The sequence below is a fragment of the Microcoleus sp. B4-C1 genome (genome assembly GCF_036705285.1).
In the GTDB taxonomy this organism is placed as follows: Bacteria; Cyanobacteriota; Cyanobacteriia; order Cyanobacteriales; family Microcoleaceae; genus Microcoleus.
This window is the reverse complement of record NZ_JAUBUC010000040.1, coordinates 41175-61388: the sequence shown is the minus strand read 5'-3', so window position 1 is coordinate 61388 and position 20214 is coordinate 41175. Positions and strand designations below refer to the sequence as shown.

At 47.2% G+C, this 20214-nt stretch carries 14 protein-coding genes, 1 tRNA gene, 1 pseudogene and 1 other annotated feature; of the genes and pseudogenes, 4 read left to right on the top strand and 12 right to left on the bottom strand.

Features of this window, described 5'->3' with window-relative positions:
* Nucleotides 1–764: pseudogene (locus QUB26_RS17315) on the top strand (CopG family transcriptional regulator); the annotation flags it as partial.
* Between the two features lie 180 nt (nucleotides 765–944).
* Entirely contained in the window at nucleotides 945–2555 is a 1611-nt protein-coding gene (locus QUB26_RS17310) for an FAD-dependent oxidoreductase (protein ID WP_333242770.1), read from the top strand.
* Nucleotides 2556–2764: 209 nt separating this feature from the next.
* On the opposite strand, the gene rplL is transcribed toward QUB26_RS17310, so the two are convergent.
* From rplL to rplS, 8 genes are all read right to left on the bottom strand, one after another.
* Entirely contained in the window at nucleotides 2765–3154 is a 390-nt protein-coding gene (gene rplL, locus QUB26_RS17305; RefSeq protein WP_333242766.1) for a 50S ribosomal protein L7/L12, read from the bottom strand.
* A 137-nt stretch (nucleotides 3155–3291) separates the two neighbouring features.
* Nucleotides 3292–3942, bottom strand: a complete 651-nt coding sequence (gene rplJ, locus QUB26_RS17300; protein WP_333242761.1) for a 50S ribosomal protein L10 — start codon at nucleotides 3940–3942, stop codon at nucleotides 3292–3294.
* Between the two features lie 29 nt (nucleotides 3943–3971).
* Nucleotides 3972–4144, bottom strand: a sequence feature (ribosomal protein L10 leader region).
* A gap of 108 nt (nucleotides 4145–4252) precedes the next feature.
* Entirely contained in the window at nucleotides 4253–4966 is a 714-nt protein-coding gene (gene rplA, locus QUB26_RS17295) for a 50S ribosomal protein L1 (RefSeq protein WP_190663916.1), read from the bottom strand.
* 227 nt (nucleotides 4967–5193) lie between these two features.
* On the bottom strand, nucleotides 5194–5619 hold the full coding sequence (gene rplK / locus QUB26_RS17290; protein ID WP_333031062.1) for a 50S ribosomal protein L11: 426 nt from the start codon (nucleotides 5617–5619) through the stop codon (nucleotides 5194–5196).
* 3 nt (nucleotides 5620–5622) lie between these two features.
* Complete coding sequence (nusG, locus tag QUB26_RS17285; protein ID WP_333054359.1) at nucleotides 5623–6261, bottom strand: transcription termination/antitermination protein NusG; 639 nt, start codon at nucleotides 6259–6261, stop codon at nucleotides 5623–5625.
* Nucleotides 6258–6491 (bottom strand): preprotein translocase subunit SecE, encoded by a 234-nt coding sequence (gene secE, locus QUB26_RS17280; RefSeq protein WP_333054360.1) that lies wholly within the window; start codon nucleotides 6489–6491, stop codon nucleotides 6258–6260. Before secE ends, nusG begins: the two co-directional genes overlap by 4 nt.
* A gap of 331 nt (nucleotides 6492–6822) precedes the next feature.
* Nucleotides 6823–6895: transfer RNA gene (locus tag QUB26_RS17275), tRNA-Trp, on the bottom strand.
* A gap of 134 nt (nucleotides 6896–7029) precedes the next feature.
* A complete protein-coding gene (gene rplS, locus QUB26_RS17270; RefSeq protein WP_333242756.1) occupies nucleotides 7030–7413 on the bottom strand; it encodes a 50S ribosomal protein L19 in 384 nt (127 codons plus the stop codon).
* Between the two features lie 40 nt (nucleotides 7414–7453).
* Between rplS and QUB26_RS17265 the strand changes: the two genes are divergently transcribed.
* Complete coding sequence (locus tag QUB26_RS17265; protein WP_445299616.1) at nucleotides 7454–8893, top strand: inorganic phosphate transporter; 1440 nt, start codon at nucleotides 7454–7456, stop codon at nucleotides 8891–8893.
* 116 nt (nucleotides 8894–9009) lie between these two features.
* Here QUB26_RS17265 and QUB26_RS17260 read toward each other — a convergent pair whose 3' ends face one another.
* The 4 genes from QUB26_RS17260 to QUB26_RS17245 form a co-directional block, all read right to left on the bottom strand.
* The gene (locus QUB26_RS17260; protein WP_333242751.1) at nucleotides 9010–9309 is read right to left on the bottom strand and encodes a hypothetical protein; all 300 of its coding nucleotides are present in this window, start codon (nucleotides 9307–9309) and stop codon (nucleotides 9010–9012) included.
* 138 nt (nucleotides 9310–9447) lie between these two features.
* Entirely contained in the window at nucleotides 9448–9579 is a 132-nt protein-coding gene (locus QUB26_RS17255; RefSeq protein WP_333302689.1) for a hypothetical protein, read from the bottom strand.
* Entirely contained in the window at nucleotides 9572–13621 is a 4050-nt protein-coding gene (locus tag QUB26_RS17250) for an amino acid adenylation domain-containing protein (RefSeq protein WP_333318979.1), read from the bottom strand. Before QUB26_RS17250 ends, QUB26_RS17255 begins: the two co-directional genes overlap by 8 nt.
* 37 nt (nucleotides 13622–13658) lie before the next feature.
* Nucleotides 13659–18734 carry an amino acid adenylation domain-containing protein gene (locus QUB26_RS17245; protein ID WP_333318976.1) on the bottom strand — a complete coding sequence of 1692 codons (5076 nt, stop codon included), beginning with the start codon at nucleotides 18732–18734 and terminating at the stop codon, nucleotides 13659–13661.
* A 152-nt stretch (nucleotides 18735–18886) separates the two neighbouring features.
* Here QUB26_RS17245 and QUB26_RS17240 point away from each other — a divergent pair, with 152 nt between their 5' ends.
* Nucleotides 18887–19996, top strand: coding sequence for an alpha/beta hydrolase (locus tag QUB26_RS17240; RefSeq protein WP_333242742.1), 1110 nt, complete (start codon nucleotides 18887–18889; stop codon nucleotides 19994–19996).
* Nucleotides 19997–20214 lie beyond the last annotated feature (218 nt).

Below are 20214 nucleotides of genomic sequence, written 5' to 3'. Positions count from 1 at the left end.
AATCCAGTGCTCTGGAATCTTTGCAGCAACAGCTAGGCGAAAGAGAACACCGGGAACACGAGTTTCAGCAACAGCTAGGCGAAAAATCCAGTGCTCTGGAATCTTTGCAGCAACAGCTAGGCGAAAGAGAACACCGGGAACACGAGTTTCAGCAACAGCTAGGCGAAAAATCCAGTGCTCTGGAATCTTTGCAGCAACAGCTAGGCGAAAGAGAACACCGGGAACACGAGTTTCAGCAACAGCTAGGCGAAAAATCCAGTGCTCTGGAATCTTTGCAGCAACAGCTAGCAGAAAAATCCAGTGCTCTGGAATCTTTGCAGCAGCAACTAGGCGAAAGAGAACACCGGGAACACGAGTTTCAGCAACAGCTAGGCGAAAAATCCAGTGCTCTGGAATCTTTGCAGCAACAGCTAGCAGAAAAATCCAGTGCTCTGGAATCTTTGCAGCAGCAATTCGCCACCGAAAAGCAAAATCTCGAAAGCCAATTCCAGGAAACCGTGTCGAAGTCGAGTTACGAATCGTTGCAGCACGAGTTAGCAGAAAAGTCAAGTGCGATCGGCGACTTCCAAGTTAAACTGACCAAGTTGCAATATCTGGAAAATCAATTGAACCAGAGTGCGGCGATACAGCGAAATTACGACGCTTTGCAGCAACAGTCTCAAGAACAGCTAAGAACCATCAAAGCTTTACGGGAACAGCTAGCTCAAATGCAGGCTGTGGCTGGGATTGGCGAAGCTTATCTCAACAAGTGGCGCCGTCCCTGATTCTCTCATCAGCACGCCACAGTCTAACGCTCCGGCTGCGCCCGGAGCACTTTACCCCTAAAAAGTCCTGTCAACTCGGACTCCTTCCTCTTGTAGCGATAGATTTCAACCTGTCGCTACAAGAGCTTTTTATTGCAAAATATGAGCATAATATTAAGAAATATTACAATAAATAAATTTATGACAGGCGATCGCACCCCTTTTGGCAAATCCAGTCCAGCAGACACTAAGGGCCGCGTCACGGTAATTGGAGGCGGAATCGGCGGGCTGACAGCAGCAGCCCTGCTAGCCCGCAGAGGATACAAAGTGCTAGTCTTAGACCAGGCGATCGTCCCCGGAGGATGCGCTTCCACCTTCAAACGCAAAGGCTTTACCTTCGATGTCGGCGCCACGCAGGTTGCAGGATTGGAACCCGGAGGCATTCACCACCGAATTTTCTCAGAATTAGACATAGAAATTCCCGCCGCGACACCCTGCGATCCCGCTTGTGCGGTGTTTTTGCCGGGAGAAACCGCACCGATTAGCGTGTGGCGATATCCGCAAAAGTGGCAGCAAGAAAGGCAGCGGCAGTTTCCTGGAAGCGAACCTTTTTGGCAATTATTATCTGCATTGTTCAAAGCTAGCTGGAACTTTCAAGGGCGCGATCCAGTTTTACCGCCCAGAAACTTATGGGATTTGTGGCAATTAATTCAAGCAGTTCGCCCCGATACTTTAATTACTTTGCCTTTCACTTTTATGACAGTGGGAGATGCTTTGCGGCTTTGCGGGTTGGGAGACAATTTGCGCTTGAGAACTTTTCTGGATTTGCAGTTAAAATTGTATTCTCAAGTTGATACCGAAGAAACGGCGCTACTTTACGCGGCCACGGCTTTAGGAGTTTCGCAAGAGCCGCAGGGATTGTATCATCTAGAAGGAAGTATGCAGGTGTTGAGCGATCGACTGGTAGGGGCGATCGAACTCTACGGCGGCAAAGTCCTGTTGCGGCATACAGTTGAAAGTATTGTCACAGCAAATGGCAAAGCCACCGGTACAGTGATTCGCAATCAAAAAACAGGCGAAGTTTGGACAGAAACAGCCGATCGCATTGTTGCCAACGTGACAGCGCAAAATCTAGTAAAATTGTTGTCAAGCGAGCCAAGTGTCGGCAATTTAACAGATAATTTATCGGTTAAATCAGAGACTTCAGAGACAACAAATCAACTCCCAAATCAAATGGCAGGCTACAAATATCGAGTTGATAAATTGCCGCCCGCATCCGGTGCATTTGTCATATATTTGGGAGTGCATGAAAGCGCAATTCCAGAAAATTGTCCGCCCCACCTTCAGTTTCTCTACGATTACGACGGCGAGATTGGGGAAAATAATTCATTATTTGTTTCAGTCAGTCATCCGGGTGATGGGCGAGCACCGGAGGGAATGGCGACAATTATCGCTTCGTCATTTACTGATACTCGAATGTGGTGGAATTCGGTTGATTATGAAGGATTGAAGCAAAAATATACGGCAGGGGCGATCGCCAGTTTGAGCGAATATTTCAATTTGACGCCAGAGTCGATCGTACACCAAGAAGCCGCCACACCCCGCACCTTTGCCCGCTACACAGCGAGAGATAGAGGTGTTGTGGGTGGCATCGGGCAGCGAATACCAACCTTCGGCCCCTTCGGATTTGCCAACCGCACACCAATTAAAAATTTGTGGTTAGTAGGCGACTCCACCCATCCCGGAGAAGGCACTGCCGGTGTTTCCTATTCTGCTTTAACAGTAGTGCGCCAAATGGAGGCAGAATTTTGATGATTGGGTAATAAGCCCAGGCGCATCTAAATCTTATAGTCAAGTTTGATGAAATTCTTGTGGGGTGGGCGTCTCGCCCGCCCAAAAATACAATTTAGATGCCCAAGAGCTGATCATGTTCGGTAAAATAACCGAAAAAACCTCAGTCTGCACCAGCAAACTGAGGTTTCAATAGCGACAGGTTTCCACCTGTCAACTACCTTCTCTGACTACTTGATAGAAATTTTTGCGCCCACAGCTTCAAGCTGTTTCTTCATTTCTTCAGCAGCTTCCTTAGCAATAGCTTCCTTAACTGCTTTCGGTGCGGCTTCTACCAAATCTTTTGCTTCCTTCAGGCCCAGACCGGTAATTGCGCGGACTTCCTTCAGAATTGCGATTTTCTTGTCAGCAGGAACTTCTTCCAGCATGACAGTAAATTCAGTTTGCTCTTCTACGGGTTCAGCAGTCGCAGCAGAAGGGCCGCCCATCATCATCATGTTGCCGACAGGAGCAGCAGCGCTGACGCCGAAAGCTTCTTCAATTTGCTTGACCAATTCAGATGCTTCGAGCAAAGTCAAAGACTTAAGTTTGTCCAAGATTTCATCAGTTGCTGTAGACATTTTTTGAACTCCTAGTTCGATTGTAGATTGTGGATTGTGGATTGTGGATTGCTCATTAATTATGAGTTTCTCGTCTCCAGTCATGAGTTTGTTTCTCAAAACTAACGACTCTTGACTCGTGACTAATTACTAATGATTTACGCCGATGTGCTTTCTGCTTCTGCTGGTGCTTCAGCTTCAGGTTGTGCTGGTGCTTCAGCTTCAGGTTGTGCTGGTGCTTCAGCTTCAGCTTCTGCTGGTGCTTCTGCTGCTACTTCTGCTGAACCGCCGTCTTTTTCAGCATAAGCTTTAAGACCGCGAGCGATCGAAGTAGGAACTTGATTGATACCCACAGCCAACTTGGTTGCGACACCGTTGATAGCGCCAGCAATTTGAGCCATGAGTTGTTCTTTCGACGGCAGATCAGCTAATGCTTTAACATCAGCTTCTTTCAGCACCCGTCCTTCCATCACGCCGCCGCGAAGTTCAGTCTTCTTAGAGACTTTTTGGAATTCTTGGTAAGCTTTAATCGCGCCGCCAATATCTTCTTGCACGAACAGAAATGCCGACGTACCTGTCAGCAATTCTTGTATCGGCTGCCAGGTTTCGTTGCCTTCAACCGCAATTCGCATCAGCGTGTTTTTTGCCACTTGGCAACTGCTGCCTTTCGGACGCAAACGCCGACGCAAATCTGTGATTTCAGCAACAGTTAAGCCCGTGTAGTCAATCACGATCGCCAGTTGAGATTCGCTCAAGGTTTGCTTGAGGTCTGCAATAATCTCATTTTTTACTGCTAAACTTTTGCCCATACTTATTTCACCTCCTTTTAGGATCGAAAATTGCCCGTCAAAAACCCCGACCTTCGAGCCGGGGCAGAGAATTAAAAATTAACAAGTCACAATTAAAAATAGAAAATTTCTAATCTTTGAGTCTTGAGTTTTTATTTCTTCAGCCTCGGCAGGAAATTAAGCGATCGGCACCTGCGGTCTTCAGCTTATTGATTTTTGATTAGGCTATCACGAGAAGGCAGACATAGCAAGGCTATGACGCAAATCTTGTGAGAGATTTACACAGACAGCCGAAGCTGTCTTTTACCTTCTGCCTTCTGCTTAATTCTTTCTACGCAGCATCAAGTTTGGTATCGCGCAGAGCACTGATATCGACTTCGATCGACGGGCCCATTGTTGCGGATACGTACAAACTGCGCCAGTAGCGACCTTTAGCACCAGAAGGACGGTTGCGGTCAACTGTTTCTTGCAAAGCATGAAGGTTGACGAGCAAATCTTCCGCTGAGAAAGCTGCCTTGCCAAACATAACATGAACGATGCCAGTTCGATCGGCACGGAATTCTAGTTTACCACCTTTAAACTCGTTGATCGCCTGAGCAATGTCAGTCGTCACCGTGCCACCTTTCGGAGAAGGCATCAAACCGCGCGGGCCCAATAACCGACCCAATTTTGCCACCAACGGCATCACATCTGGGGTAGCAATCAGGCAATCGAAGTCCATCATGCCCTTCTGAATTTCATCGATCAACTCTTCAGAACCAGCAATATCCGCGCCGGCATTTAGAGCTTCTTTAACTTTTTCGCCCTTAGCAATCACCGCAATTCTGACTACTTGACCAGTTCCTTTTGGTAGCGATACAGTTGTCCGCAACTGTTGGTCAGTATATTTCGGGTCAATTCCCAAACGGATGTGAGCTTCAGCAGCTTCGCCAAACTTAGCGGTTGCTGTTTCTTTCAAAAGTTGCAGAGCTTCCAGCGGTAGATAAGGTCTGTCTTCAACTTTCTTTTGAAGTTCTTGCAGTCTTCGCGATACTTTCTTTGCCATTGTTATCTCCTGGGGTCAGTCGATTTTAGATTTTAGATTTTAGATTTTAGATTGAACCTATCGGACAATCTTAAAATCTACCCGTTTTCGGTTACTAGCGAAGCTTTGCTTCTCCCCCTGAACCGATCGATTTTGGATTTTGGATTTTGGATTTTAGATTGAAGATTTGAGCTTCAACACTGGGAATTACCGATTGCCAACTGACAACTGCCAACTGACAACTGACTTCAATCCGCGATCGCCACGCCCATATTTTTAGCCGTTCCTGCCACAATTTTCATAGCAGCCTCAACATCATTAGCATTGAGGTCAGGCATTTTGGTTTCAGCGATTTCTCGCAGTTGAGCCTGTGTAATCGAGCCTACTTGCTTGCGATTAGGTTCTCCCGAACCCTTAGCAATGCCAGCGGCTTTTTGAATCAAAACCGACGCCGGCGGGGTTTTGAGAATAAACGTAAAACTGCGGTCTTCAAAAACCGAAATTTCTACCGGAACCACCAGACCTGCTTGGTCTGCGGTTCTAGCATTGTACTCCTTGCAAAACATCATAATATTGACGCCGTGCTGACCCAATGCTGGGCCGATCGGAGGAGCTGGGTTGGCTTTTCCCGCCGTAATCGCCAACTTAATTACTGCAACAACTTTCTTTGCCATTAGTTAGTTCTGTTTCTGAACCTGATTGAACTCCAATTCTACAGGCGTATCGCGCCCAAAAATCGAGAGTAAAACTTTGAGCTTGTTTCGTTCCGGGCTAACTTCAATCACATCACCTTCAAAATCTTTAAATGGCCCGGAAAGTACCACAACGTGGTCTCCAGTAGACATCGATACTTTGACAACTGGTTCTGATTCCTGAGCGTTTCTGAAGATCCGTTCTACTTCCGAATGACTCAGAGGTAGCGGTTTGACGTGACCCCTGCCGCGCCCGTAGCGGCGTTTCTGCTCTGCCCCGACAAAATTAATTACATTCGGGGTATTTTTGATCACCTGCCACGTATCCTCGTCCATAAACATACGGATGAGTACGTAGCCGGGAAAGATTTTTTCATCTGACTGCCGCCTGGAACCGTCTTTGCCGACTTTGATCGCCGGAGTTTGCGGAATTTCTACTTGAACGATGCGATCAGCAACATCCAAAGTTTGAATCCGCTGCTGCAAGTTTGCCTTCACGCGCTTTTCGCAGCCAGAGGCAACTTGAACAGCATACCAGCGAGCATCAATCTCCGGCACATCTGGCGATGCTGCCTGTCCCGTCGCTTCTGTGGAATACTCAGATTCTTCTGATGCAAAAGTCATGGCCCAAACACCTTTCCCGCGCCCCAGTTAAAGAAGTTATCCACCAAATAGATCAGGCTTGCTGAGAGGATCACCATCAAAAGCACGGCCAAAGACTCGCTGATTAGCTGCTGCCTGCTAGGCCAAACCACTTTGTCGAGTTCTTCTCTAGTTTCCTTAAAAAAACCCGCAGGGTCAAACCCAGGCGCTGTTATTTCTTGAGTTTCTTGAGCTTCGTCTTTTTTCGCCACGATTCAATCCCCCTTGCGATTTTAGATTTTAGATTTTAGATTTTAGATGGTGTGAGTGGCCCGCGGCTCTCAGATTTTGTGACACTAACCACTTACGCCCAAGTCCCAAATCTCAAATCTAAAGCCACGACTTTTTTACAAGCCCAACCAATAAACGGCGTAAATGCCGATCGCCGAAACCGATGATCGAGAAGCCACACCGAGCATTTGTTGATGGCATTTTTTGCGAACCGCCCACAAAAATTAATTCTACCCGAAAGTTTGCGGTTTTGACTGTTGCCAGCCAATAGTCCGGGCGCTTTCGGGCAGAATTTAAAGTTTGGTGATTCAGCGCGCCCTGGAGGACTTGAACCCCCGACATCAGGTTTTGGAGACCTGCGTTCTACCAACTGAACTAAGAGCGCACAGGTGAGGTTGCTGAAATTCGCTTAACCTCTAGATTTCTATTTTAACACAGTGCGCTCGTAAATGGGAAACTTTTTTTTTATTTTTTTCAATTTCCCATGAACCATGAACCAAGGGAAAGCTGGGTGCATTCCTACAGGGAGCGATCGAACCGCTGTTTGACGCGAGTAGCTTTGCCCACCCGATCGCGCAGGTAGTAAAGTTTTGCTCTGCGAACTTTCCCGCGGCGCATCACTTGGATCGTGGCGATGCGGGGCGAGTGAATCAAAAACACCCGTTCCACTCCGACGCCCTGAAACACGCGACGGACGGTGATTGTTTCATTAATCCCGCCGTTACGCATGGCAATCACAGTCCCTTCGTAGGGCTGAACCCGTTCTTTGTTACCCTCTTTAATTCTTACGCCGACTCGCACTGTGTCGCCGACGTAAATTTCGGGGAGAACTTTGCTGAGTTCTTGCTTGACTCTATCTATTTCTGCCGTTTCGATAGAACGGATTATTTCTGCGCCTTTCATCGGATTTACCAAAACTCACAATCCCTTATCATATATCGAAATGCCCGTTTTATGTCAAAAAATTTCTATGTTAGATACCTCTGGAGTCGTATTTCTGCAACTAGGGGCAATGGCCGCACTGGCCTTGTACGTCGCCGCCAACTTGGGTGCCAACGATGTCGCTAACTCGATGGGGACATCCGTAGGCTCGAAGGCCCTAACGCTGCGGCAGGCAATAATTGTTGCAGGCATACTGGAGTTTTCCGGTGCAGTGCTGTTCGGCCAAGGAGTTTCCGAAACTCTGGCAACAGGAGTTGTGAATGCAGAAGTGTTCGCGGCAAAACCGCAAGTATTTTTAATCGGGATGGTGTCAGTGCTGATTGCTTGCGGCTTGTGGCTGCAAATCGCTACCAGTCGAGGTTTGCCGGTTTCTTCCTCCCATGCAGTGGTGGGCGCGATCGCGGGTTTTAGCTGTGTTGCAGCCGGAATTAATGCGGTTGATTGGCGAACCATCGGCACCATCTCCCTCACTTGGGTGGCGACACCGATCGCCAGCGGTGCTTTAGCCGCGCTATTTTACAGTGTGGTGAAGTATTCGATTCTCGATCGGCCAGATCCTCTATCTCAAATGCGCGAGTGGATACCTTGGCTGAGTGCAGCAATGCTGAGCGTATTTGGGATCATTGTACTGCCGTCTGTTGTGGATGTTGCTTTGGTGCAGACAGGGGCGATCGCCGCCGCACACGATCGATTTGGCTGGAATCTGCCCATTCACGATATTGTCATTGGCATTGGGAGTATTGGGGCGATCGGCATGACACTCAATAGCTGGAAAAAATTAGAATCAGTTGATAAGGAAGAAGGTTCGGCAGCGGATTTTGTAACGGATGTAACGGATGTAACGGATGCAAGGAATAAGAAAGAGGGAATATTTTCCCAATCTCCCACTCTCCCCCTCTCCCCCTCTCCCCCTCCCCGCCACTCTCCCATCGAACAACAAATGGCGAGATTTCAAGTCTTGAGCGCCTGTTTTGTAGCATTTTCCCACGGTTCCAACGACGTAGGAAATGCAGTTGCTCCCCTAGCTGCGATCGCCTACATCCGGCGCACAGGTTCCTTTCCATCAGGGGATTTCAGCGTACCACTGTGGATTTTAGTCGTTGGAGGCGCAGGAATAGTCATCGGTTTAGCCATCTGGGGCAAAAATGTAATTGCCACAGTCGGCGAAAAGATAATCGAACTCCAACCCAGCGGCGGATTTTGCGCGGAATTAGCCACAGCCACCACAGTCTTGCTAGCATCCCGATTCGGTTTGCCAGTTTCCACATCCCACGCTTTAGTCGGTGCAGTCGTCGGAGTCGGGCTGATCAAAGCTTGGAAAACAGTACGGTTGCAAACTTTGCTGTCAATTGGTTCGGCTTGGCTGGTGACAATTCCGATCGCAGCAGGTTTGGGTGCTATCATCTTCAGCATCGCCCAATCAATCGATTTTAGATTTTAGATTTTAGATTTTAGATTGAAGAATTGGAGGTAGATTGGGATTTACTGTTGGGTGGGGGCGGGTTTACGAGATGATTGGTCTTAGGCCGAGATTATTGGTAAAACCCGCCCCTACATTCAAATGTCAACAGACTCATCCTTCTGATTGCCTCGGTTGGGATAAACTCGCGAAGGCAAAAGTTTCCAAGCCCCAGCATCTGCACCCCAGTTGCGAAAAATCTTCACAGACGCGAAAATTTTAGCGAAACGCCAATTATAGCAACGCTTCCAGTCAGGAGGCCACTGGGCGGTTTCGTCAGCGGCTTGCAAAGCTCTGACTTCAGCTTCGAGTGCTGCGGCGTGGCGCTGCATGATGATTTCTAGTTGCAAAAAGTGTTCTTCGGGCGATTCCCTGCGGGATAGCTTCGCTTCACGCAATTTTTTTACATCCTAACTACAAGGGTGATAAGCTGTTGCGGCGTTTAAATTATATGTTAAAGAACAATCAAACTCTTGTGGGGAGTAGGGGTTGGGCGTCCCGCCCGCCCTGAATATACAATTTAAATGCGCGACAGCTTAGACATCTCCAGAAAAGCCAGCTTTGAACAGGCAAGATGCCTGTTCCACAAGAATTATTGGAGATGGCTGATAGAAATTTCGCACATCAAACCTGGTTTCGACACACAAGCACGCGGGTTCCTCAATCACTTAATTCCTCCTCAAAGCAATGCTTCAGCTTTTGAGCCAGCACCTCAACGTTAGGCTTTCTCAGCATAGTCAGATGATTCCCAGGAACTCTAATCACCTCTACTCTTTGGGTCGTTAATTCACTCCAGCCAAGAGTCGGATCTTGATGATTCATGCTTAGCTTTTCCCTTGATCTAAAAAGAGTAATTCGCTGCGGATAAATTTTCGGTACATAGCTGAGAGTTGCTTGACTGTTAGCCTGAAATACAGTAAACATCGAAGGAATTGCCAGCTCGCGCCAGCTTCTTTCTTTTGACTCCTGAGATAGGATGCTAACCATAACAGCCTGTTTCCAATTCCAGCGATGCAAAAAATTAGCTGCCAAATTAAGCATCTTATTTAATGTCGGAAATTTGGCAAAAATACCGCCACTGTGAATATTTTCAGCAGCAGCCACCAAACGAAAATAATCTACTATAAAAGGCCAGATAGAGCGCGAAACAGTAGTTAGTATAAACTTGCAACCGTCCCAAAAAGAAGGTTTGTTAGCAGAAATCGGCGCTAAAGTATCCAGCACAGCAAGCAAAGCCACTTCGTCCCCCGCTGCGAGCAACTGTTGAGCCATCTCAAAAGCAACCAAACCTCCAAAAGACCAGCCTCCTAAAAAATAAGGCCCTTTTGGTTGAACGGTACGCAAGGCTGCGATGTAGTCAGCCGCCATGTCTTCAATGCTAGTTAACGGAGAACTTTCGCCGTCAATCCCCTTTGGTTGCAGCCCGTAAAACGGTTGATTTTCTCCTAGCCCAAAGGCTAACTCGACATAAGGAAACACGACGCCAAAGATGGGATGGACGCAGAAAAACGGGGGATTTTTACCGCGAGGCTTAATTGCAACTAAAGGCGACCATTCCAGAGATTTTGTTTCTGAATATAGCAAATCGGCTAAACCTTCAATTGTCGGATTTAAAAAAAGAGCAGACAGCGGCAACTCGCGCTGAAATTGCTGGTTAATCTCATTGATGAGGCGGATTGCCAGCAGGGAATCTCCACCCAAATCGAAGAAGTTATCGCGAATGCCAACGCACTCTGCGTTGAGGATTGTGGCCCAAATTTGGGCGAGGGTTGACTCGGTTGGTGTGCGAGGTGCAATGCAGCTTTTGTCTATTGAATTGCTAGTTAGATTCCCCGGTGCAGGTAGGCGCAGGCGGTCGATTTTGCCATTGGGAGTTAGGGGCAGAAAATCCATCGCCACAAAGGCATTGGGAATCATGTAATTGGGCAGTTGCTGTTTGAGGAAATTGCGTATTTCATCGGGATTAAGCGTCTGATTGTGATTGGGGACGACATAAGCAACTAGGCGTTTGTTGCCCGACAAATCATCCACAGCAACCGCCGCTGTTTCTTTCACTGCTGGATGCTGAACCAGCAGCGCTTCAATTTCTCCCAATTCTATTCGATAACCGCGAATTTTTACCTGTTCGTCAGTGCGGCCTAAAAACTCAATATTGCCGTCGGGAAAATAGCGAGCTAAGTCACCAGTTTTATAAATTCGTTCTTTTGCTTTCTGGCTAAAGGGATTAGCAATAAATCGCTGGGCGGTTAATTCGGGGCGGTTCAGGTAGCCTCGCGCCAATCCGCTGCCGCCGATGTACAATTCACCGGGAATTCCAACGGGTACAGGCTGTAAATTTTTATCTAAAATATAGAGTTGAGTGTTAGCTATTGGGCGGCCGATTGGCGGTTTTTTGCTATCGCTAATTTCGGCCAAACTTGCCCAGACAGTCGCTTCTGTAGGGCCGTAAGCGTTAAAAAATCTGCGCCCCGAAGCCCAGCGTTTAACAACATCGGGGGAACAGGATTCGCCAGCACAGATGATTGTTTGCAGTGCGGGAAGTTCGGCGTTTGGAAGGACAGCTAGCAGGGAGGGCGGGAGGGTAGCGTGGGTAATAGCATTGTCCTGCAAAAATTGGATTAATGTTTGTCCGGGCAACAAAGATTCTTTCTTGGCACAGTAAAGTGTTGCTCCGGTTCCCAAGGCCATGACAATCTCAAAGATTGAGGCATCAAAACTCAGGGATGCAAATTGCAAAATGCGGTGATTTGAGTTTAAGTTAAAAGCTTCTATTTGAGCTAGGGCTAAGTTGTATAGTCCCCGATGTTCGATTAAAACGCCTTTGGGTTTTCCGGTTGAACCAGATGTGTAAATAACGTAGGCTAGGTTTTCTGGTAGGATATTTGTAGTTTGACTTTCTGGGCTTTGTCGGGCGATAATTTCTCTGTCGGAGTCCAAACAAACTACTGAAAAAACTCCGTAATTTTCCGGCTGCGTCAAGTTTTGGGCTAAGTGCTGCTGAGTTACGAAAATAGACACCTGAGCATCTTCTAACATGAAGTTAAGTCGCTCTTGAGGATAAGTTGGATCTAAAGGCAGGTAGGCTGCGCCTGCTTTGATAATGCCTAGCACTCCGACGATCGCATCTAAGGAACGTTCTACACAAAGGCCCACTAAAACTTCTGGTGCTGCTCCCAATTGCTGCAAGTAATGTGCAAGTTGGTTTGCTTGGCTGTTGAGTTGGCGGTAGGTTAACTGCTGGTTTTCAAAGACGGCGGCGACAGCATCGGGCGATCGCGCGACTCGATCTTCAAATAGGTGATGGAAACACTGGTTTTTCGGATAATCTCTCTGAGTGTCATTCCAATCGATTAATAATTGCTGGTATTCTGGCGCTGTCAGCAAAGCCAAGTCGCTGAGGTGCTGTTTGGGATTGGCAACAATGGCTTCTAGCAGCGTTTGGAAATGTCCCGCCATCCGCGCAATTGTGGCGCTATCAAATAAGTCTGTGCTGTAGACAAATTGCCCTTGAATACTTCCTGCATCTTCCCACAAGTGGCACTCTAAATCCAGCTTGGCGGTTCCCGCGTCAAAGTCGATCGCCTCTCCAACGATCCCCGGCAATTCTAGCGCTGCTACAGGAGTGTTTTGCAGGCTGAAACTAAGTTGAAATAGGGGGTTGCGGCTCAACTCGCGATCGGGGTGCAATTCCTCAACCAACTTCTCAAAGGGCAAATCTTGGTGGGCGTAGGCTGCCATTGCGACGTTTTTTACCCGATGCAACAGTTCCCGAAAAGTTGGGTTTCCTGATAAATCTGCACGCAGCACCAAACTGTTGACAAAAAAACCGATTAATGCTTCTATTTCGCTCAGGTTGCGATTGGCGATCGGCGTTCCTACTGCAATATCTACTTGTCCTGTATAGCGGTACAGCAAAGTTTGAAAAGCGGCTAGTAGAGTGATAAATAAAGTCGCGCTTTCTTGCTGGCTCAATGACTTTAGCGCCTCGCTCAAAGCAGGTGATAGTGTTATAAATTGTTTAGCGCCGCGGTAGGAGGGAACCGCTGGTCTTTGCCTGTCTGTTGGTAGATTGAGTGTGGTAATTCCGTTTAACTGCTGCCGCCAATAAGCTAACTGGGTTTCTAATACTTCGCCCTGCAACCATTGGTGCTGCCACTCTGCAAAGTCGGCGTACTGTACGGGCAGTGCTGGTAAGTGCGATCGCTCATTTTTTACAAATGCTGTGTAGAGCGTTCCCAGCTCTCGAATTAGCACTCCAATCGACCAACCATCAGCCACAATATGATGTAAATTCAGCAACAATATATGTTCTGTTTCACTGAGTTGTAGCAGCGTTACTTTGAATAACGGCCCAGCGGCTAAATCGAAAGGGCATTGCGCTGCATCGGTTGCGAGTTGCAGCGCTGCGGTTTCCTGCTGAGTTGGCGAGAGATTTTGTAAGTCGATTGTGGGGAGGGATACGGTTAAAATGGGAGCAATAATTTGTACGAGTTCCCCTTCCAAAAGCGTAAATGTGGTGCGTAAAGTTTCGTGCCGCTGCACAATTTCGTTGAAGGTTTGCTCTAAGGATCTGAAGTTGAGGGAACCTGTTAAGCGGAGCGCTGTTGAGACATTGTAGAAAGGATTGCCCGGTGCTAATTGATTGAGGAACCAAAGCCGCTGCTGGGCAAAGGATGCCGGGAAGACGAAAACATCTGTTTCTTGCTGCATATTTATCGAAACTGTACGCTTTCACCAGCGCTCATTTTTATTTAATTTCTTGATTAAAAGATGATAGCTTCCTCCGCCGACTATCGCGCGAAATGGGCACTAAAGCCGGAGCTTGACTTTTAGAATTATTATCTTTTAAACTCTCAACAATCTTAGATAATTCTGCAATTGTCGGCGCTTCAAAAACTCGGCGCAAAGGCAACTCTACCGCGAAAGCATCTCGCACTCTCGAAACAAGCTGAGTCGCCAGCAGCGAATGGCCTCCCAATTCAAAGAAATTGTCCCGGATACCCACTCGCTTTATCCCCAAAACCTCAGCCCAAATTTTCACTAAAACTTCCTCAATAGAAGTATGAGGCGCAACATAACCGCCAGCCCATTCTAACTTAATCGGCTGCGGTGCAGGCAAAGCGAGCCGATCGACCTTTCCGTTAGCCGTCACCGGTAGCGACTCCAGCACCACAAAAGCCGACGGAATCATATATTCCGGCAGTTTTTCTGCTAGATAAGCCTGCAACTGCGGCACTAATTTACGCGCTGCTTTAGCTTGTAAGGGATTGTTAGCATAAGAGCGCCAAGGACGCAAGTTATCGCTTCGGGTTTCTGGCACAAAATCTCTAGTTTTGCCCCGTGCAAACACTACATCGTAGCGCCCTTGACTGTCGGAATTAGACCAACTAATATTAACATTATACGGAACTTCCAAAGCATACCACGCTTCGGGATCGACTCCTAAATCCTCGACTTTTTCCACGGCTTTCTGCAACTGACCTGCTGTGGGAAATTTATCGACAACAGACAGCAACTCTGCCGCTTTAACTGCTGCCGTTACCCGCGCATTAGGCACATTAGCAATTCTTAAAACATCGAGTTGATTTTGCAATAATATTTGTTGCACCTTGGTAACAGTCAGATTCTGATTTTCATCCAACCAATCCAGCCGTTTTTCTGCGCTGCACTCCCCTTTTTGCGCTGATTCTGGGCGTGCTGTTTCAGACGCAATATGCAAAATAGCATTGTATCGAAAATCAGTTAACTCATTGTGATAGCTACCGCGAATTAATTGAATCTCTACGCCGTCAATCTGCGGAAAGCGGTGTTTTAATGCACTAAAAAAATCTGGATCAATAACTAACTCTGTTTCTTGAAAAATTTGCATTTGTACTCGCTGCTGCAACTGTTCGCCCGCGAGAGAAGGTTCGGCTTGATACAGTTGTACGGAAGCCTGGAAAGCTGCCAGCAACGGCAAGCTGCGGACATCTCCGATGAATATAAAGCCGCCGGGAGCAGTTGCTTTCACCGCACCTTCTAGCACCTGCACGAGATAGTCGATAGTCGGGAAATATTGCACGACTGAGTTGAGAATTACTGCGTCAAAAGCTGCTGTCTCTACTCCTTCAAAGTCAGTCGCCATTTTCTGAAGCAGCGTTACATTAGCTAATTCTTGATTTGCCAAGTGCTGCCGAATATAGTTGAGCGAAATAGGTGAAAAGTCTGTGCCGCAATATTGAGTGCAGCGAGGGGCAATTTGGAACAGCAACAAACCTGTGCCGCAGCCAATTTCTAACACTCGGCTAGGCTGCAAAGCTAAAATTTGGGCGGCTTGATTGTTCGCCCAGTCGCGCATCTGTTCTGCGGGGATTGGCTGATTAGTATAACTGCTATTCCAGCCGACAATATTAAATGTTGGATCTGAGTCAACAGCAGGTTGATTGTAAGTTTCATTGTAGAGGATTTGCCACTGCAAAACCTGTTCGTCCTGCAATTGCATTATTTGGCTTTTTTCGCGGGCAACGCTATATTCTGGATTCAGGGCAATATAAGCTACTAAACGTTTATCTCCCTGTCCATCTTCCGAAGCTATTGCTACAGTTTGCTGCACCGCCGGATGTTGAGTTAATACTGTCTCGATTTCTCCTAATTCGATGCGGAAACCGCGAATTTTTACTTGTTCGTCAATGCGTCCTAAAAATTCAAGGTTGCGATCGCCTCTGTAGCGCACTAAGTCGCCGGTTTTGTAAATCCGCTCTCCTGAATTTGGTTTAAACTGAGATGTTATACTATTATCGAGAACAGGCAAGATGCCTGTTCCACAAGAGATGAATTTTGTTGTGGAACAGGCATCTTGCCTGTTCCTAAACAAGTCATTGAGAATGGTGTCTGAATTTGGTTTAAAAGGATTGGGAATAAAGCTTTGTGCGGTTAAATCGGGGCGGTTGAGGTAGCCGCGAGCGAGTCCGTTTCCGCCGATGTACAATTCGCCAACAACCCCCATTGGTACGGGCTGCAAATATTTGTCTAATATGTAGATTTGAGTGTTAGCAATGGGGCGGCCAATTGTCGGGGCGATATCTGCTTGCTGTGTTACAGGAATATAACCGGAAGTTGTGACGACGGTGTTCTCGGTTGGGCCGTAATTATTTACTAGCTTAAATGGATGGGATTTTAAAGGATGTTGTTGCAGTTTTTCGCCGCCTGTGAGCAAGATTCGCAACGCTGTTGTTTGAGGCCAATCTAATAGCAAAACTTTCTCGGCTAAAGGTGTTGGCAAAAAGCTAATTGTAATGGCTTTTGATACTAACCAGTTTTGCAGTTTTTCTGGATCTCGCCTGATGTCATCTTCTGGAAAGTAGATGCTAGATCCGGCGGCGAGATAAGGCCAAATTTCCCACCCGCAAGCATCAAAGCCGATCGCTGCTATTTGCGTTGCTCGATCGCCCGCTGACACCCCAAACTCTCTTTGATGCCAAAAAACGAGATTTAACAAGCTCCCGTGCTCAATTTCCACTCCTTTCGGCTTTCCCGTGGAACCGGAGGTGTAAATCGCGTACACCAGATTTTCGGCTGTGGCTGCGCTGGTGGGATTGTCGGCGATTTCTTGGGAAATCATCTCCCAGTCTGTGTCTAGAAAAACAACCCTTGGATGGTGAATTTTATCATCTGACTGTGTTTCTAAATTTTGCACTTCGCCATCATCCACCAGGGAATCAATTCCCTGGCTCATAGCTGAAGTCGGCTGAAGCCGACTGGAAACTTGTCCTCCTTCAGTCGTCTTTAGACGACTTTCGCTATTAGACAGGGAATTTATTCCCTGGCGGGTAAGCAATACTGACACTTGAGCATCTTTTAGCATAAAGCTCGATCGCTCAGCAGGATAGCTCGGATCTAAAATTAAGTAAGCTCCTCCCGCTTTCAGGATACCCAACATCCCCACAATCAGATCGAGCGATCGCCCGCAGCAAAGCCCGACTAAAACTTCCGCCCCAACCCCAATTTTTTGCAAATAACGTGCTAGTTGGTTGCTGCGGAGATTGAGCTGCTGGTAGGTGACTCGCTCCTCTCCAAATACCAGCGCCACCGCATCCGGTGTCCGATCGGCTTGCATTTCAAATAGCTGATGGATGCACAAATCTTGCGGATAATCCGCCTGAGTATTGTTGCATTCAACTAACAAATAATCACGCTCTTGGGCGCTCAAATATTGCAAGTTGGCAATTCGCTGTTCGGGATTTGTCACAATGCTTTCTAACAAAGTTTGAAAATGCCCGATCAGGCGGGTAATGGTAGCTTCATCAAATAAATCGGCGCTGTAAATAACCATGCCGCTGATACCCTCGGAGCTATCAACCCACAGCTTATTGCTGGGCGATTGGTTGCTTCCCGAGCTGTTGGGCGATCGCTCCCACAAATGAAACTCCAAATCAAACCGCGCTGTACCCACATCTAACTGCTGCGGGCTGAGTGTTAATTCTGGCAATTCTAACTGATTCCCCGGCGCGTTTTGCAGCGCAAACGCCACCTGAAATAAGGGATTTTGGTTCAACGCGCGATCGGGGTGCAGTTCTTCTACTAACTTCTCAAACGGCAAATCTTGGTGAGCGTAAGCTCCTAATGCTACCTCTTTGACTCGGTTTAAAAGTTCCCGAAAAGTTGGATTTCCCGACAAATCTGTACGCAACACCAAACTGTTGACAAAAAAACCGATTAATGCTTCTATTTCACTGCGGTTGCGATTGGCGATCGGCGAACCTACAACAATATCTTCTTGCTGGGCGTAATGGTAAAGCAACGTTTTAAAAGCTGCCAGCATTGTCATAAACAGCGTCACTCCTTCGCGCTGGCTCAACGTTTCTAAAGCCTCGCTCAGTTGTTTTGGCAGTTGCAAAAATTGCCTTTTGCCTCGGTAACTTTGAATTGCTGGCCTGGGTCGATCCGCAGGCAAATTTAGCATAGAAATCCCGTTTAACTGCTGCCGCCAGTAAGCAAGCTGCGTTTCTAAAACTTCCCCTTGCAGCCATTCGCGCTGCCATTTGGCAAAATCAGCATACTGGATCGATAAAGTCGGTAACGGCGAAGGTTTTTCGCTAGCAAATGCCGTGTAAAGTGCGCCTAATTCCTGAATTAGCACTCCGATAGACCAACCATCGGAGACAATGTGGTGCATATTCAGCATTAGTAAATATTCGGCATCATCCAACTGCAACAATGTGACTCGCAGCAACAAGTCAGTTGACAAATTGAAAGAGCGTTGAGCTTCCTCAGTGGTGAGCCTGTTTGCTTCAGTTTGTCGAGATTCCTTTGGCAAATTTCGCAAGTCCACTACATTAATTTGCAGGTGGAAAGCAGCAGCTATTCTCTGAAATGGTTGGTTTGAAACTACTGCTAAATTCGTGCGTAAAGCTTCGTGACGGCGCACAATTTCATTGAAGGTTTGTTGCAGCGCCGAAAAATTGAGCGTTCCTGTCAAACGCAATGCTGCAGGAACATTATAAAAAGGATTATTCGGGACTAATTGGTCGAGAAACCACAAGCGCTGCTGTGCAAAGGAAAGCGGTATATTTCCTTCCCGCCCCATAGAAACAATCGGTGTAGAAGTTAAACTAGAAGTACGATTAGCTGCTTTTAAAAAAGAAATAATTTCGGCTTTTTTATGAGAAATTTCTGCCCGTAGTTCTGGTGTAATAATTCCTTCGGGAGCGTTGCAGCGCAGGCGCTCGCCCTCAACAAAAATATTAATATCTAGACTGCGAAGATAAGATAAAAACTCAACTAACTCAACCGTGACCGAATCTCTTGCATTTGGCGATGAACTCGATATTTTTTGATCGGGCATTTTGAGTCATCCTGTGATTATTTTTGCAAATATAAAAGAAATTCTACCAGCGCACAAATTAAGAGCTTAACCGATCGCTTGCTTACTGTGGCCTAACCTGAGTATGATTCTGTTTGAATCCGCAACCAAAATCCTACCCAAGGTTTCAGCTTATGCCGTTCATGCCCTTCAATTTCCTGTTCCTATGGCTGGTGGGACTGCTGTCCGTCGGGGTTCTTGGCGGAGGTATATACATTATTTACGAATGGTACATGGGCGCACTTGTAGGGATTTCCTACTTAATCAGCGGAGTGTTGATGCTTCTTTGGTGTGTTGGCGGCCGCTTTATCAGTTTGCCGCTGTTCCGCCGCCCCGGTGCTGACGAACCGAAGCCCACGCGGACGGGTACGGTGCAGCGGGTAGAGAGGCCTGATGGCACTATTTTACAAGTAGAATTCTACGGCCCAGAGGACGGACAGCCGATTATTCTCTCGCACGGTTGGGGGCCCAACAGTATGGTTTGGTATTACGCGAAACGGCAACTCAGCGATCGCTACCGAGTGATTGTTTGGGATCTTCCAGGCCTGGGAAAATCCACTCGACCAAAAAACAGTGACTACTCCCTAGAAAAATTTGCCCGCGATCTTGAAGCCGTCATTGCCATAGCAGGAAATAAACCTGTTATCCTACTCGGACACAGCATGGGCGGCATGATTTCTCTAACATTCAGTCGGCTTTTTCCAGAACTTCTCGGTAGTCGAGTAGCTGGTTTAATTCTGGTAGATACGACTTATACTAATCCCGTCAAAACCGCTATTTTTAGCGGTTTATTACGCGCTTTGCAAAAGCCGCTGCTTCAACCTATGCTCTATCTCACCATAGCTCTTGAACCGATTATGTGGGGAATGACTTGGCTGAGCTATCTCAATGGTTCACTGCACATCAGTGTAGAATTATCGGGATTTAAAGGCACTGAAACGCGCGGTCAATTAGAGTTCTCAGCTTTCTTATCAGCCTTGGGTTCTCCCGGCGTTCTCGCTCGCGGCACACTGGGAATGCTCAAATTTGATGAAACAAAAACTTTGCCATCAATTCACATTCCAGTGTTGGTGATCTGCGGCGATTCAGATATTGCCACTACCCCCCCAGCTAGCCTGCGGATGAAAGCAGAATTGCCTCAAGCAGAGCTAGTTACTATACAGAAAGGAGGACACATGGCATTAATCGAGCATAACCAGCAGTTTGCAGAAGCTGTCAGGGCTTTCTGCACTGAAATTTCCTAACTAAAAATGTGAGTTAAAACTGAGATATTTCAGCATTCTCAAGAACAGGCAAGATGCCTGTTCCACAAGACATTAAGTTTTTTGTGGGGAGTAGGGGTTGGGCGTCCCGCCCGCCCTTGAAAAACTATTACACAGCACCGAATTCTCAAGAACAGGCAAGATGCCTGTTCCACAAGACATTAAGTTTTTTGTGGGGAGTAGGGGTTGGGCGTCCCGCC

Coding starts and splice junctions, on each gene's coding strand:
- QUB26_RS17310 (WP_333242770.1), top strand. CDS start 945: ATGACAGGCGATCGCACCCCTTTTGGCAAATCCAGTCCAGCAGACACT.
- rplS (WP_333242756.1), bottom strand. CDS start 7,413: ATGAAAGGCGCAGAAATAATCCGTTCTATCGAAACGGCAGAAATAGAT.
- nusG (WP_333054359.1), bottom strand. CDS start 6,261: ATGACTTTTGCATCAGAAGAATCTGAGTATTCCACAGAAGCGACGGGA.
- rplL (WP_333242766.1), bottom strand. CDS start 3,154: ATGTCTACAGCAACTGATGAAATCTTGGACAAACTTAAGTCTTTGACT.
- QUB26_RS17250 (WP_333318979.1), bottom strand. CDS start 13,621: ATGCAGCAAGAAACAGATGTTTTCGTCTTCCCGGCATCCTTTGCCCAG.
- QUB26_RS17265 (WP_445299616.1), top strand. CDS start 7,454: ATGCCCGTTTTATGTCAAAAAATTTCTATGTTAGATACCTCTGGAGTC.
- rplA (WP_190663916.1), bottom strand. CDS start 4,966: ATGGCAAAGAAAGTATCGCGAAGACTGCAAGAACTTCAAAAGAAAGTT.
- QUB26_RS17240 (WP_333242742.1), top strand. CDS start 18,887: ATGCCGTTCATGCCCTTCAATTTCCTGTTCCTATGGCTGGTGGGACTG.
- rplJ (WP_333242761.1), bottom strand. CDS start 3,942: ATGGGCAAAAGTTTAGCAGTAAAAAATGAGATTATTGCAGACCTCAAG.
- rplK (WP_333031062.1), bottom strand. CDS start 5,619: ATGGCAAAGAAAGTTGTTGCAGTAATTAAGTTGGCGATTACGGCGGGA.
- QUB26_RS17245 (WP_333318976.1), bottom strand. CDS start 18,734: ATGCCCGATCAAAAAATATCGAGTTCATCGCCAAATGCAAGAGATTCG.